The organism is Streptomyces sp. CA-111067, assembly GCF_050956065.1.
Classification (GTDB): Bacteria; Actinomycetota; Actinomycetes; order Streptomycetales; family Streptomycetaceae; genus Actinacidiphila.
On record NZ_CP192103.1, the window covers coordinates 5,256,910 to 5,271,275 of the forward strand.

Consider the following 14,366-nt stretch of genomic DNA (forward strand, 5'->3'; position numbering starts at 1 on the left):
ATTGGTACGTGTCCCATTTTGGACAAGCCCGTGAGCGGAATCGGGACTTCGCAGCTCGGAGGCTCCACCGGGGGGAAGCGGAGGGGCCGCGGGACGCATTGCGAACCTGGAGGTTCGTGGCAGTGCCGAGACGGGGTCCGGTAGAGATTTGCCACGCGGCCGGTTCGCGGGGGGACTTCCTCACGCGGGCGACTGGTCGGCACCATCCGATGCACCCGGTCGCGGCCCCCCGAGTCGCCGCGGCAGGGCCCGCCGAGGGTCACCGGTCTGCTCCGTCCGGTTCCGGGGGGAAACCCTCGTCGGGAAGGTGGGGAGCGGATCTGGCAGGTCCGTTCCCCACCATCACAGGCGATGCCGTTCATGGAGGCCGTCATGGCGTTTCCACTGTCTCTCGCGCCGCCCGCCGGTACCCGCCGGGCGGGGTCCCACGCCGGTGACCCACCTGTAGAGCCGTCCGCCGACCGCCCGCTGATCGGCTTCGGGCCGGCCGACGGCGCCGACACGCGGGCGCAGATCGCGGAGTTCATCGCCCTGCTGCGGGCCGCGGAGCCGTACGCCACGGACGCGCAGGACTTCTCCGAGTCCTACCACGGCGACTACGCCGACCTGCTGAGCATCGTGCTCGACGCCGACCCGGCGGAGCTTGCCGCCGCGGCGCCGTACGGTGACGATCCGGCCGGCGCCGAGCGGTACCAGGCGGCGTCCTGGCGGTTCGAACGGGCGGTGGTCGAGTTCTGCACGGACCTGGCGCTGGGGGATCCCGGGGAGGTCCGCGGCCACGTCACGACCGGGGGGTCGGAGGGCCTGCTGTTCGGGCTGCAGGCCGGGCGGCAGGCGGTGCCCGGTGCGGCCGTCTACTTCGCGGACGGCGCGCACCCGTCGGCACGCAGGCACGCGGCGCTGCTCGGCCTCGACGCGGTGCGGGTGCCGGCCCGCAGCGACGGGACGATGGACCCGCGGGCGCTGCGGGAGCTGGCCGCCGAGCGGGGCGGGGGCGCGATCGTGCTCGCCGGGGCCGCTGACGATGTGGCGGCGCTGCGGCGGGCCGCGGGCGAGGTGGGGCCGGTGCACCTGCACGCGGACGCGGGCGAGGCGGGGCTGCCGGCGGCGTTCGCGCCCAGGCCGGTGGCCTGGGACCTGCGCAGCGGCGCGGACAGCCTGTCGTTCACGGCGCACCGGATGCTGGGGCTGCCGGTGCCGTGCGGGGTGGCGCTCCACCGGAGCGGGAACGGGGCGGAGGCCGGCGGTGAGGGGCGGCCGTTCGGGGCGGCGTCCAATCCGCTGGCGATCACGGTGCTTTGGGCCGCGTTGCGGGAGCGGGGGTACGAGGGGCTGCGCCGGCTGATCATGGAGTGCTACGCGGTCGCCGGTTACGCCGTGGCCCGGCTGAACGAGGCTGGCTGCGCGGCCAGCCGTCCCGAGCACTCCCTGACCGTCCACTTCACGGTCCCCCGCCACGGAGCCCGCCTCCCGGCGGGCGTCACCCTGACCGACGGCACGCGGTCCGCGCGCCTCTCGGTCACCCCCCAGACCACCCGCACGACAGTCGACACCCTCTGCGCCGCCCTCACTTCCCCGCGCCCGTGAGTCGCCCGCCACCGGCCGGGTGGCCCGGCGACGACCGCAAGTGGCTTGGCAGCCGGCCGCCCGCGCCGCCGTCGTGGCTTGTCGCGCAGTTCCCCGCGCCCCTGACGGGGCACGTTCGCCTCGACCGCGATGCGGCTGCCGCCGCACGGCCACGACCGGTCCTGGCTGGGTCCCGGTGAGCGCCCCGGAGGGGCGCGGGGCTGTGTCTGATGTGCGGCTGCCGCCGCGTGGGCGCGGCCAGCCCGTCACCGGGCGGGTGGTCCGGCAACGACGGTAAGGGGCTCGGGGGGCGGCCCCGGGGGCCGCGGGGGGCCGCGGGGCAAATGCCCCTCGTGTCCGGGCCGGAGGCCGGTTGCGGCCAATGGCCGGTGTATGGGGGTGGACCCCGGCGACAGGGGGTGCTCGTCCCGGTAGATTCGGGGTCACGTTCAAGTGCACGACTGGACGGCGGGGGCTCCGCTCCCGCCGGACCGGGGTCCACGACGACGGCCGCCGCGGCCGTCCGGCGGCGTCGAATCCGCGGGAGCGTTGAGTTGGTCGGGCGACATCGCGGGGAAGTACGCCAGGCCGGGCCGGAGCCCGTGCCCGCGGCCGGGGATCCGTTCATCGCGAGTCCGGTGAGCATCGCCGTGCTGCCCGGCGGCACCGTGCACACCTGGAGCACCGTGATGTCCCAGGCCAGCGACCTGCGCGACGGCACGCACCCGGCGTGGTCCGCGGCGGCCTGGCAGGCCCGGCACGAGGGCCGGCCGACCCCGGTCAGCGTCGGGCACCCGGACGGCCGGGTGGAGGCGTACCTGGTGGCCGCGGACGGCACCGCCGTCGGCCGGCCGGGGCACCACCTGCCGGTGGTGGCGCGGCAGCCGCCCGACCCCTGCTGGGGCGAACCGGGCACCCTCGACCACCACTTGTGCAACGCCCCGGCCGATCCGGCGATCGCCGCCGCGCTCGACCGGGCCGCGCAGGCGGCCGCCCAGGCCGCGCAGTGGGAGAACGCGGTGCACCTGTTCACGGTGGCGGCGGCCCGCCACCAGCACCTGCCGGGCGGCCCCGGCCGCGGGCAGACCGCCGCCGCGGACCGGGCGGTGGAGCACGCCGTCTCCGCGTGGCTGCGCACCGTCGGCCGGCCCGGCTCGGCCGCGCTCGGCTTCACCCTCGTGCACCTGCTGATCACCGGCTTCCCCGGCCGGCCGGGCCCGATCGCCGCCCTGCTGCGTCGGCTGGCCGACCACCTGCCGGCCGCCAGCCACACCGACCTGAGGTACGCCCCGCCGCCTGAGCACCGTTGACCTCGGGGACGGCCCGAGGCCGAGTGCGACGTACGCCCCGCCGCCTGAGCACCGTTGACCTCGGGGACGGCCCGAGGCCGAGTGCGACGTACGCCCCGCCGCCTGAGCACCGTTGACCTCGGGGACGGCCCGAGGCCGAGTGCGACGTACGCCCCGCCGCCTGAGCACCGTTGACCTCGGGGACGGCCCGAGGCCGAGTGCGACGTACGCCCCGTCACCTGAGCACCGTTGACCTCGGGGACGGCCCAAGGCGCCCCGTCACCCGAGCACCGTTGATCAGCCTGTCCGCACCCCCTCAGCGCGGCGCCGGAAGCCGGAACGCCTTCGCGAACTCCGGTGACTGCGCCAGCTTCAGGCCCGCCTCGAAGCGGCTGGTGGCGCCGAGACGGTCCATCAGCCTGGCGATCCCGCGCTGAACGGTCCTGCGGCTCACCCCGAGCTTGCGGGCGATCTGGTCGTCGCTCAGGCCGAGTGCGAGCAGCCGGACGATGTTCCGCTCCTGCGCCGTGCCGCTCTCCGGCTCCTCACCGGGCGGCGGGGCCGCCGTCATCTCGGCGATCGGGATCCCGCGCAGCCAGAGGTCCTCGTACATCGCGACGTAGTTGCGCAGCAGCGCCGCACCGCGGACCACCACCAGGGCCCGTCCCGGCGAGCTCGGATCGGCCGTCAGACAGGCCGCGACGCCGTCGAAGATCAGCAGGTCGTGCGGCGAGTGGTCGATCAGCCGGACCTGGGCGCCGAGTTCGGTGATGCGGTGCAGATACCGGGTGTACTTGGGGGTCTGGAGCAGCGACATCGGATAGATGTTGCGCAGGACGACGCCCCGGTCGACCTGCTCCCGGTCCCGCCGTATCGACACCTCGAGCACGCCCATCGGCGGCATCGGCCCCGGATGCAGCGAGTCGACGCCGACCCGGCTGGACGCCGACAGGTCCTCGAAGATCTGCTTCTTGCGGCGGAGATCGCCGAAGTACTCCACGGCCACCTCCGCGTCGTCGCGGGCCACGGCCGGCTGGTAGACGGTGGCGAGCGTGTCGGTGGCCTGCTGCAACTCGATCGCGTTGCGCACCTGTTCGGCGGCGTTCTCGCGGTAGACCTCGGTGGCCTTCAGCAGCGCCGCGTCCGGCTCGACCGCCTCGACGGCGACGCCGTTCGCCCGCACCAGGCGCAGCTGCTCCAGGCGCTGCCAGCCGCGTTTGGCCTGTGCGGTGTTCAGCCCGGCGGCGGTGCGGACCGCCTCCGGTTTCCCGCCGCCGAGCCGGCGCAGCGCCTGGTAAAGGGCGAGCGCGACCAGGTCCTCGCGTGGTGTGGGCGGTGCTGCGGGGGGTCGGGTCGTCTGCTCCTGGCCGGCGGAACCGGGGGATTGCATCGGACGTCCTCCTGTCCTCCTGCTCGGCGGTGCACCTCAGTCGGGTTCGGTCGCGGCCGGCGGGGCCGCCTTGATCGGGCCGGCGGGGTTCGCCGGGTCGGACGGGCCCGCGGGATGGGCGGGGGCGCCGGGTTCCGCGGGATCTCCGGGGTCGATGGAGAGCGCTCTCGCGTAGTCGGGATCCCGGGCCAGCCGCAGCCCCGCCTCGAAACGGCTGCTGACGCCCAGCCGGTCCATCAGCTTGGCGACGCACCGCTGCACCGTCCTGCGGTGGATGGCCAGCTTGCGGGCGATCTGGTCGTCGCTGAGCCCTGACGCCATCAGCTGGATGACGACCAGTTCCTGCGCGTCGGGCGCGGTCCCGGCCGCGGTGGGCGGCTCGGCGTCGGCCAGCGGGACGGCGCGCAGCCAGAAGTCCTCGTAGAGCGAGCGGTAGGACCGCAGCAGCGCGGAGCCGCGGACGGCGACCATCGCCTCGGCCGGTCGCGCCGGGTTGCTCGGCAGGCAGGCCACCACCCCGTCGATGATCAGCAGGTCGTAGGGCGCGTGGTCGACGAGCCGCACCTCCGCGCCGATCCCGGTCAGATCGTGCAGGTAGCGGGCGTACTTGGGGGTCAGCATCAGCGAGACCGGGTACACGCAGCGGACCTTGACGCCCTTCTCGATCGACCTGCGGTCGAGTTCGAGGGACCGCTCCAGGTACGGCATCGGCGGCATCGGGCCCGGGTGCAGCGAGTCGGTGCTCACCCGCGCCGCCCGGCTCAGGTCCGCGCTCGTCTGCTGGATGCGCTGCTTGTTGGTGATGTACTCGGTGGCGATCTCCGCCGACTCGCGGGCCACCGCGGGGCGGAAGACCTCGGTCAGTGAGCGGGTGGCCACCTGGAGCGCGACCGCGTTGCGCATCTGCTCGGCCGCGCCGGCCTGGTAGGCGTCGTTGATCTCGGCCAGCGCCGTTTCCGGTTCCAGCGCCGTGCACATGCCGTGGTCGACCCGGACCAGTTCCAGGTCGCGCAGCAGCGCCCAGCCCAGCGCGACCCGTTCCTCGTCGAGACCGACCGAGGGCACCACGATCTGCCACCAGTCCTCCTCGCCGCACGGGCCGTGCGAGCGCAGCGCCAGGTACAGCGAGAGCGCGGCGTCCTCGTGGGCCGACGGCCGCGGGAGCGGGTGTGGGGGCGGGGACGACGACGGTTGCGAAGGCGACGGAGACGGCGACGGCGGGCGTGGCGGCGGGGGCACGGCGATCATCAGTTCTCCGCGGGGGTGCGCTGGGCCGGGACCGTCAGGCCGAACTCCGGCTCCTGGGCGAGCCGCAGCCCCGCCTCGAAGCGGCTGCTGACGCCGAGCCGGTCCATCAGTTTGGCGACCGACCGCTGGATGGTCCTGCGGTGGACGGCGAGCTTGCGGGCGATCTGGTCGTCGCTGAGCCCGGACGCCATCAGCCGGACGACGGCCCGCTCCTGGACGACCGCCGCGGCGCCGCCCGCGGCCAGTGACTCGGCCTCGGCCAGCGGCAGTCCGCGCTGCCAGAAGTCCTCGTAGAGCGAGCGGTAGGACCGCAGCAGCGCGGATCCGCGGATCACCAGCATCGCCTCTCCGGGGTGCTCCGGGTCACCGGGTATGCACGCCACCAGCCCGTCCACGATCAGCAGATCGTACGGCGCGTGGTCGACCAGCCGTACCTCGGCACCCAGATCGGTCAGATCGTGCAGGTAGCGGGCGTACTTGGGGGTGAGCAGCAGCGAGACCGGGTAGACGCAGCGGACCCTGGCACCCTTCTCCATCGACATCCGGTCGAGTTCGAGCGACCGCTCCAGGTACGGCATCGGCGGCATCGGGCCCGGGTGCAGCGACTCGGTGCTCACCCGCGCGGACAGCGTCAGGTCGGTCATCATCTGCCGCTTGAGCATCTTGTTGGTGAGGTACTCAGTCGCGATGGCGGCCGTCTCGCGGGCCACCGCGGGCCGGAACACCTCGGTCAGCGAGCGGGTGCTGACCTGGAGCGCGGTGGCGGTGCGCATGTGCTCCGCGGTCCTGGCCCGGTAGGCGTTGGTGATCTCGGCGAGTGCCGTCTCGGGCTCGACCGCCGTGCAGGTGCCGTCGGCGACCTGGACGAGTTCCAGGTCGCGCAGCAGCGCCCAGCCCTGCGCGATCCGTTCGTCGTTCAGCCCGACCGAGGGCACCAGGACCTCCCACCAGTCGTCCTCGCCGCACGGGCCGTGGGTGCGCAGCGCCAGATACAGCGAGAGCGCGGCATCCTCGGTGGGGGACGGCGGCTGGGCCGGCGGATGCGCGGACGACGGCGACGAGGGCGAGGGCGGGGGCGCGGCCGGGGGGAGCATCAGCGCTCCGCGGTGGTGCGCTGCGCGGGTATGGGCAGCCGGAACAGCGGTTCGCGGGCGAGTCTGAGCCCCGCCTCGAACCGGCTGGCCGCCCCGAGGCGCTCCATGAGCCTGGCCACCGACCGCTGTACGGTCCGGCGGCTCACCCCGAGCTTGCGGGCGATCTGGTCGTCGCTGAGCCCCGCCGCCATCAGCCGGATGATCACCCGTTCCTGCGGCGAGAACTCCTTGTCCTCCAGGCCGCTGCCGGTCGCCTCGGCCAGCGGGATCGCCCGCAGCCAGTAGTCCTCGTACAGCTCGACGTAGGTGCCGACCAGGACGGCGCCGCGGATCACCAGCATCGACTGGGACGGGTTCTGCCGGTCGGGGGCGATCGCCACCGTGTGGCCGTCGAAGATCAGCGCGTCGAACGGGGCGTGGTCCACCAGCCTGACCTCGGCGCCGAGGCCGGCCAGATCCTGCAGGTAGCGCACGTACTTCGCGCTCTGCAGGACCGACAGCGGGTACATGTCGCGGACCCGCACCCCCTTGCCGATGATGTCGGCGTCGTGCCGCAGCGAGCCGTCGAGCACGGACATCGGCGGCATCGGCCCGGGGTGCATCGAGTCGCAGGTGAACCGCAGCGCGTCACTCAGCTCCACCCGCACCCGCTCCTTGCGCCGCGGGTCGGTCAGGTACTCGGTGGCGACCTCGTCGAACTCGCGGGCGACGGCCGGCCGGTAGACGCTCATCAGGCTGTTCGCGACGCTCTGCAACCGGATGCCGTCCCGCAGGTGCTCGGCGGAATCGGCGTTGTACACGTCCATCGCCCGGCTCAGTGCCGCGTCCGGATCGAGCGCGTCGGCGACCCCGTCGGATATCTGCACCAGGCCGAGCGCCAGCAGCCGTTCCCAGCCGGCCGCGGCCCGTGCCTCGTCCAGCCGGGCGTCGGCCCGCACCTCGGCCAGCGCGGTGGCCGTTCCCTTCGCGCGCAGCGTGCGGTACAGCGCCAGCGCGTCGTGTTCGTCCCCCTGAGCTCCAGCCCCCGACATGCCCGGTCCGCCCGGCGGGCATGCCTCCTCCTTGATCACGGGCAGCATCTGCCGTCCTCCATTGCTGATGACCCGGCGGCTGTGCGGACACCCAGAGCGCCCCGAACGCCCGAGGCTCCCCGAGAGCCTCATGTATCCACCGCCACACACAGAGTGCCACGCCAGTATTACCGGTGGTCCTCGGAGGGTCTGGTGTTTCTTCCACTTGTCGTCCGCCGCGGCCGGCTCGTGACCGGCCCCCCGGCCACTGTGGATCACGGTGTGCCGAAGCCGTCTGCATCATGACCGCGCCTGGTCGGGCGCACAAGTCCTATTGGTTTCCGGTCGTTTTCGGCCAACCTTCCCCGCCAGAGCCCCGGACATGCGGGTGTCCCGGACACGCTGTCGCCCCGGACATGCCGGTGCCCGGGGCGACAGCCGTCGTCCCGGGCACCCGGTGCATCCCCCCGCCTGTCACCGCCGCCGATGCGGGCGGCCGGCGACAGCGGTCAGAGGTCGAACTCCTGCGGGTTCAGGCCGACGGCGAAGCACGCCTCGCGCACCACGCCCTTCTCGCTCGCGTCGAAGTCGCCGTCGGCGCCGCCGATGACGATGCCGATCTGGATCACCGCGCGCGCCTCGGTGGGCTTCTTCTGCACCTTGGCGATCTCCTGCAGGATCGCCACCTTGCCCAGACCGAAGTCGGCGGTGAGCTTGTTGGCGTAGTCCTCGAAACGGCGCTGGAGGTCGGGCGCCGGGAAGTTCTGCAGCACCTCGTTGGTGCCGATCAGGGTGGCCACCCGCTGCCGCTCCGCCGGGTCGATGCTGCCGTCGGCAGCCGCGACCAGCGCGCACATCGCCATGCTGGCGTCCCGGAACGCGCCGCTCTTGAGGTCGTTCTTCTTCGCGTTGAGCTGGGTCTGCATGGTGGTGGCGGATTCCTTGAAACGGTCCCAAAGGGCCATGGCGTTTCTTCTCCTCGGCGGGGTCGATACCCGGTCGAAACGGGTTGGGTGTCCGGTCTGAGAACTCTCCGGGAGCGTAAAGGAGTTCCCAAGCCCGGTCAGCCGAATGCTCCCAGGCCCCGCGCCGGGCCGCCGAACGGGGGCGCCCCGGCGGTCCGCCGCCGCCCGTCACGGCACCAGTACGACCTTGCCCATGGTGGCGCGTGCCTCCAGCGCCGCGTGCGCGCCGGCCGCGTCCGACAGCGGGAACGTCTGCACGGCCGGCAGCAGTTGCCCGGACGCCGCTGCCGCCAGCGCCTCGCTCTCCAGGGCGCGCAGGCCCTCCGGGGTGCCGGTGAGCTTCTGCAGCGCGGGCCCCACCACGGTCTGCGAGGTGATGCCGCGCTCGGCGAGTTCGCCCTCGGCGAACAGCACCGGTCCGCCCGACGACCAGCCGTAGACCAGGTGCCGCCCGCCCCGGCCCAGCAGCCCGACGGCGGCCCGGCCGAGGTCGCCGCCGACCGAGTCGAACACCACGGTGGCCCGGCGGTCCGCGCCGAGGAAGCCGTTGACCTCCTCCGTCCAGCCCGGCCTGGTGTAGTCCACGGCGAGGGCGGCGCCCAGCGCGGCGACCCGGGCGGCCTTGTCCCGGCCGCCCGCCGCGCCGACCACCGTGGCGCCCAGCGCCGTACCGTGCTGGACGAGCAGGGTGCCGATGCCGCCGGCCGCCGCGAGCACCACGGCGGAGTCGTCGGGGCGCAGCCCGGACAGCCGCAGGATGCCCATCGTCGTCCGGCCGGTGCCGATCATCGCGACGGCCGCCGGGAAGCCGAGGCCGTCGGGCAGCGCGTGCAGCCGCTCGGCGGCGGCCACGGCGAGTTCCGCGTAGCCGCCGGGCACCATGCCCAGGTGGGCGACCACCCGGCGGCCGAGCCAGGACGGGTCGGTGCCCGGGCCCAGCGCGTCCACGGTGCCGGCCGCCTCGCGGCCGGGGACGGTGGGCAGTTCGGGCAGCGGCATCGGGCCGCCGCCGCTCAGGCCGGCCCGCAGGACGGTGTCGATCAGGTGCACCCCGGCCGCGGCGACCGCGATCCGCACCTGGCCGGGGCCCGGCTCGAGGTCGGCGGCGGACTCGTAGCGCAGGTTCTCCGGCGGTCCGAAGGCGTGCAGGCGTACGGCGTGCATGGCGGGCTCCCGTTGCGGTGGCGAGAACGGAGTGGACGGACTGCCAGCCAACAACGTCAAGCGGGCTTGAGGTCAAGCGCGGTGGGGGCTGCCTCCGGGCAGCGCCACGGCCCGGGGATCGTCACGGCCGGAGGGACGTCACGGCCGGAGAAACGTCACAGCCGGGGGAAGCGGGCCAGCAGCGCCCAGACCGCCGGGTTCGCGTCCAGGCCGTCGTGCATGTCGGTGAGGTCGGCGACCACGTCGTGCAGGAAGTCCCGCGCCTCGCGGCGCAACTGCGGGTGGCTCAGCGACAGCGGCGGCGCGTCCTCCCGCTCCCAGTCCGCCGTCACGTCCACATGCCCGAACCTGCGGCGGAACCGCAGCCGGTCGGTGGACTCGGTGAAGTCGAGTTCCGCGTGCTGCGGCCGGGACGCCCGGCTGCCGCGCGGATCGCGGTCGAGGCGCTCGACGATGTCGCACAGCGCCCAGGCGAAGTCCAGTACCGGCACCCATCCCCAGGCTGTGGACAGCTCCCGCTCGCCCTCGGCCAGATACACGTCGCCGCAGAACAGATCGTGCCGCAGCGCCCGTACGTCCGCCGTCCGGTAGTCGGTCTGCGGGGGGTCGGGGAAGCGGCGGGAGAGGGCGTAGCCGAGGTCGATCACCCGCAGATGGTGTCACCCCCCGGGCGCGGTGCGCGCCCGGAGGGTTCGCGGGGCGTCACCGGATGTCAGAGGGTGACACCGAAGTCGGTCGCGATGCCGACGAGGCCCGAGGCGTAGCCCTGGCCGACGGCGCGGAACTTCCACTCCGCGCCGTTGCGGTACAGCTCGCCGAACACCATCGCCGTCTCGGTGGCCGCGTCCTCGCTCAGGTCGTAGCGCGCGATCTCCGCGCCGCCGGCCTGGTTGATGATGCGGATGTACGCGTTCCTGACCTGGCCGAAGTTCTGGCTGCGGGTCTCGGCGTCGTAGATCGAGACCGGGAAGACGATCTTGTCGATGTCGGCGGGCAGGCCCGCCAGGTTGACGTTGATCGCCTCGTCGTCGCCGTCGCCCTCGCCGGTGCGGTTGTCACCGGTGTGCACGATGGTCTGGTCCGGGGTCTGCTTGTTGTTGAAGAAGACGAAGTGACCGTCGGAGTAGACCTTGCCCTCGCCGTTCACGGCGATGGCGCTGGCGTCGAGGTCGAAGTCCGTACCGGTGGTGGTCCGGATGTCCCAACCGAGGCCGACCGTCACGGCCGTCAGGCCGGGCGCCTCTTTGGTCAGCGAGACGTTGCCGCCCTTGGACAGGCTTACCGCCATGGGAAGTCCCCTTATGTGTGGTCGCGGGTGTTGCCGACGAAACTACCGTCATTGGTGAGAACGCGGACGGGGGATGCGCTGGTTCCTGCCGTGGCCGGAAATAACGCCCGCGGTCCTGTCGGGTTCGGGCGCGAAAAGGGTGTGACGTTCGGCTCCCGGTGCCGGATCATGGGAGACATGTCCGGGCCACTGACCATCCGCGGCTCGGTCTCCCTGCCGGAGGCCGAGCTGATGTGGCGTTTCTCCCGCTCGTCGGGGCCCGGCGGCCAGAACGTGAACACCACCGACACCCAGGTCGAGCTGCGCTTCGACCTCGCCGCCACCAAGTCGCTGCCGCCGGTATGGCGGGAACGCGCCCTGGAGCGGCTGGCGGGCCGGCTGACCGGCGGCGTGCTGACCGTCAAGGCGTCCGAGCACCGCTCGCAGTGGCGCAACCGGGAGGCCGCCGCGGCCCGGCTGGCCGCGCTGCTGGCCCAGGCGACCGCGCCGCCGCCGCGGCCCCGCCGCCCGACGAAGATCCCGCGCGGGATCAACGAGCGGCGGCTGCGGGTGAAGAAGCAGCGCAGCCAGACCAAGCGCGGCCGCAGCGGCGGTGGCTGGGACTGATCCCCGGCCCCGCCGCCTGCTCGCGGCTCAGCTCAGGTAGCGGTACCGGCCGCGGAAGTACGTCAGCGGGCGGCCGTCGGCACTCGGCGTGAGCGCGCTGAGCACCCGGCCGATCAGCACGGTGTGGTCGCCGGCCGGTACCCGCTGCTCGGTCTCGCATTCCAGTATCGACAGCGCGCCGCCCAGGATCGGCGCCCCCGAGTGCGGGCCGCGGTAGTAGGAGATGTCCTCGAACAGCAGCCGGTCGCTGATCCTGCCGCGCAGCGCGAAGCGCCCGGCGATGTGCCGCTGGCTCTCGCTCAGCACCGACACCGCCCAGCGCGGCTGCCGTTCCAGCAGCTCGTCCATCCGTGACCCGTTCCGGACGCTGATCAGCACCAGCGGCGGTTCGAGCGAGACGGACATGAACGCGGTCGCGGTCATGCCGACGTCCTCACCGCGCGGCCCGTCGTCCGGGTCGTGCGCGGTGACGAGGGCGACGCCCGCCGCGAGGCGGGTCATCGCGGCGCGGAAGTCGTCGAGATCGACGGTTTCTGGGGGATGGCCCATGGTGGTCTCAGGATGCCGTCCGGGCGGAGTTCGAAGCACGTTCTTCACGGTACGGGGCGGTAAGTAATCTGGGCATCGGGCTCTGGACCCACCTCTCGGGGCGAAACGGACCTAGGACTTCCGGTCCTGGACGGGGTTTCCGGCGGCTTCCGGCGGAGTTGGTACCGTCTCCGGCGGTCGTCGCCCAATGTGGTCAAGTGTTCACCTAATGATGTGACTTGAGTCACAAGAGGCAGGAATTGTTGACCCTGTGTACCTGCCGCACAGCTCGCTGTGATTCAGTTGCCGGAGTAAGCCTGGGGTAGACCTGAGTGAGCCGTCGAAGTACGCCGGAGTGCAGCAGAGTCGCGCCGGAGTGCGCCGGTGGCAGTCGTACTCGGTCGAATGGATCACGTGGAAACCGGTGCGGACGCATGCGTGGATATCTGCGCCGTTCGCCGCACGGATACACGCGGAGATCAGGGGAGTTGCTGTCGAGGGCGCGGAGAGAGGCATGGACACCGAGTCGGAGCCGTATGTCCGTCTCGCGACCCTGCGGCAATTGCACCAGGTCGTAGCGGACCTCAACACCGCGCGCAGCCTCGCCGACACGCTCCAGACCGTCGCGGACGGAGTGGTGCGGGGGCTGGGCTTCGAGCTGGCCGCCGTCAACCTGGTACGGCCCGACGGCGACCTCGTGGTGGCCGCGTTCGCCGGCAGCGCCGCGGGCGAGGCGCTGCTCTCCGGCCGGGTCGGCCCGCGCGCCTCCTGGGAGCGGCGGCTCACGATGGGGGAGCGCTGGGGTTCGCTGCGCTTCATCCCGCACACCGAGGGCTGGGTGCTCACCGACGACGACGTGCCGCAGTTCCACACCGAGGGGCCGCTGCCCCGGTTCCCCGACGAGTGGCACCCCAACGACCGGCTCTACGCGCCCATGCACTCCTCGCAGTCCGTCGGCAGCGAGCTGATCGGCGTGATCTCCGTCGACCGCCCCACCAGCGGGCGGCACCCCGGGCCGTGGGGCTGCGAGGCGCTCCAGATGTACGCGTTCCAGGCCGGCATCGCGATCAGCAACGCGCGGCTGCGGGCCAACATGCAGCGGGCGCTGGTCCGGCTCGAACGCGACCAGCAGGCGCTGCGGGCCAGCGAGGAGAGCTTCCGGCAGGCGTTCGAGTACGCGCCCAGCGGCATGGCCATCGCCGAGATGGGCGGCGACCAGCACGGGAAGCTGCTGCGGGCCAACGACGCGCTGTGCCGGCTGCTCGGGCGGTCCGCGTCCACGATGCGGCGGTTCTCGTTCTCCGACCTCGTGCACCCCGAGGACGTCGGGCTGCTGCTGCGCACCTCCGCGGAGGGCGGCCGGGCCGAGCTGCGGCTCGCCCGCAGGGACGGCACGTGGGTCTGGGTCAGCCTGCGCAACTCGGTGGTCGCCGACACCGCCGACGGGCCGCGCTTCCTGCTCACGCACGTCGAGGACATCGAGGAGCGCAAGAGCCGCGAGATCCAGCTCGCCCACCGGGCCAGCCACGACTCGCTGACCGGGCTGCCCAACAGCGCCGAGCTGCGCTCCCGGCTGGCCGCCCGGCTGTGCGGCCGCCCGCAGGACAAGGACGCGGCGGCGCAGGCGGAGGAGGCGGACGAGTTCGACGAGTTCGCGTTCAGCTACGGGTACGGGCCCGACGAGCTGGCCGAGCCGCTCGGCGCGATCGGCTACGACTCGCACACCCACACCACGGCGCCGGACGAGACGGACGAGGAGAACGCGGGCAAGGGCCTCGCGGTGCTCTTCTGCGACCTCGACGGCTTCAAGTCGATCAACGACCGGTTCGGCCACCACACCGGGGACGCGGTCCTCATCGAGGTGGCCCGCCGGCTGACCGGCGCGGTGCGGGACGGCGACACGGTGGCTCGGCTCGGCGGCGACGAGTTCGTCGTCCTGGCGGACGGCCTGGCGCCGGCCGACGCGGCGGATCTCGCGGTGCGGCTGCGGAACGCGATCATCCCCCCGATCCGGGTGGACGGCCGCGGCGTGCGGGTCGGCGCGAGCTTCGGCATCGGCTGGGCCGGCTGCGGCATGACCGCGGAGGAGGTGCTCCACTCGGCGGACCAGCGCATGTACGTCGAGAAGCGCTCCCGCTCGAACCCACCGCGCCCCAACCACCGACGCGCTGGATGAAACCCCGGGCTCCCGCCCGTACCCGGCTACAGCGCCGTCGTG

At 73.1% G+C, this 14,366-nt stretch carries 13 protein-coding genes; 4 read left to right on the forward strand and 9 right to left on the reverse strand.

Annotation, left to right across the window (positions count from 1 at the left end; translation table 11 throughout):
* Positions 1-372: 372 nt before the first annotated feature.
* Entirely contained in the window at positions 373-1,587 is a 1,215-nt protein-coding gene (locus ACQPW6_RS23025) for a pyridoxal-dependent decarboxylase (protein ID WP_433891564.1), read from the forward strand.
* A gap of 617 nt (positions 1,588-2,204) precedes the next feature.
* Complete coding sequence (locus tag ACQPW6_RS23030; RefSeq protein ID WP_433891565.1) at positions 2,205-2,876, forward strand: hypothetical protein; 672 nt, start codon at positions 2,205-2,207, stop codon at positions 2,874-2,876.
* 295 nt (positions 2,877-3,171) lie between these two features.
* Here the strand turns inward: ACQPW6_RS23030 and ACQPW6_RS23035 are convergent, their stop codons facing one another.
* The 8 genes from ACQPW6_RS23035 to ACQPW6_RS23070 all read right to left on the reverse strand — a co-directional run bounded on the left by ACQPW6_RS23035 (position 3,172) and on the right by ACQPW6_RS23070 (position 11,014).
* Positions 3,172-4,245, reverse strand: coding sequence for a helix-turn-helix transcriptional regulator (locus ACQPW6_RS23035; protein ID WP_433891566.1), 1,074 nt, complete (start codon positions 4,243-4,245; stop codon positions 3,172-3,174).
* 36 nt (positions 4,246-4,281) lie between these two features.
* Positions 4,282-5,493, reverse strand: a complete 1,212-nt coding sequence (locus tag ACQPW6_RS23040; protein ID WP_433891567.1) for a LuxR C-terminal-related transcriptional regulator — start codon at positions 5,491-5,493, stop codon at positions 4,282-4,284.
* Positions 5,493-6,587 carry a LuxR C-terminal-related transcriptional regulator gene (locus ACQPW6_RS23045; RefSeq protein ID WP_433891568.1) on the reverse strand — a complete coding sequence of 365 codons (1,095 nt, stop codon included), beginning with the start codon at positions 6,585-6,587 and terminating at the stop codon, positions 5,493-5,495. Before ACQPW6_RS23045 ends, ACQPW6_RS23040 begins: the two co-directional genes overlap by 1 nt.
* Entirely contained in the window at positions 6,587-7,666 is a 1,080-nt protein-coding gene (locus tag ACQPW6_RS23050) for a LuxR C-terminal-related transcriptional regulator (RefSeq protein WP_433891569.1), read from the reverse strand. The genes ACQPW6_RS23045 and ACQPW6_RS23050 overlap by 1 nt, the downstream gene beginning before the upstream one ends.
* A gap of 440 nt (positions 7,667-8,106) precedes the next feature.
* Positions 8,107-8,562 carry a tellurite resistance TerB family protein gene (locus tag ACQPW6_RS23055; RefSeq protein WP_433891570.1) on the reverse strand — a complete coding sequence of 152 codons (456 nt, stop codon included), beginning with the start codon at positions 8,560-8,562 and terminating at the stop codon, positions 8,107-8,109.
* 168 nt (positions 8,563-8,730) lie between these two features.
* On the reverse strand, positions 8,731-9,726 hold the full coding sequence (locus ACQPW6_RS23060; RefSeq protein ID WP_433891571.1) for a zinc-binding dehydrogenase: 996 nt from the start codon (positions 9,724-9,726) through the stop codon (positions 8,731-8,733).
* A 155-nt stretch (positions 9,727-9,881) separates the two neighbouring features.
* Complete coding sequence (locus tag ACQPW6_RS23065) at positions 9,882-10,373, reverse strand: hypothetical protein (RefSeq protein ID WP_433891572.1); 492 nt, start codon at positions 10,371-10,373, stop codon at positions 9,882-9,884.
* Positions 10,374-10,438: 65 nt separating this feature from the next.
* Positions 10,439-11,014 carry a TerD family protein gene (locus tag ACQPW6_RS23070; RefSeq protein ID WP_433891573.1) on the reverse strand — a complete coding sequence of 192 codons (576 nt, stop codon included), beginning with the start codon at positions 11,012-11,014 and terminating at the stop codon, positions 10,439-10,441.
* Positions 11,015-11,182: 168 nt separating this feature from the next.
* On the opposite strand from ACQPW6_RS23070, the gene arfB reads away from it, so the two are divergent.
* Positions 11,183-11,620, forward strand: a complete 438-nt coding sequence (gene arfB, locus ACQPW6_RS23075) for an alternative ribosome rescue aminoacyl-tRNA hydrolase ArfB (RefSeq protein ID WP_433891574.1) — start codon at positions 11,183-11,185, stop codon at positions 11,618-11,620.
* A gap of 27 nt (positions 11,621-11,647) precedes the next feature.
* Here the strand turns inward: arfB and ACQPW6_RS23080 are convergent, their stop codons facing one another.
* On the reverse strand, positions 11,648-12,169 hold the full coding sequence (locus ACQPW6_RS23080) for a flavin reductase family protein (protein WP_433894631.1): 522 nt from the start codon (positions 12,167-12,169) through the stop codon (positions 11,648-11,650).
* A 493-nt stretch (positions 12,170-12,662) separates the two neighbouring features.
* Here ACQPW6_RS23080 and cdgB point away from each other — a divergent pair, with 493 nt between their 5' ends.
* Entirely contained in the window at positions 12,663-14,324 is a 1,662-nt protein-coding gene (gene cdgB, locus ACQPW6_RS23085) for a diguanylate cyclase CdgB (protein ID WP_433891575.1), read from the forward strand.
* The last annotated feature ends 42 nt before the right edge of the window (positions 14,325-14,366 follow it).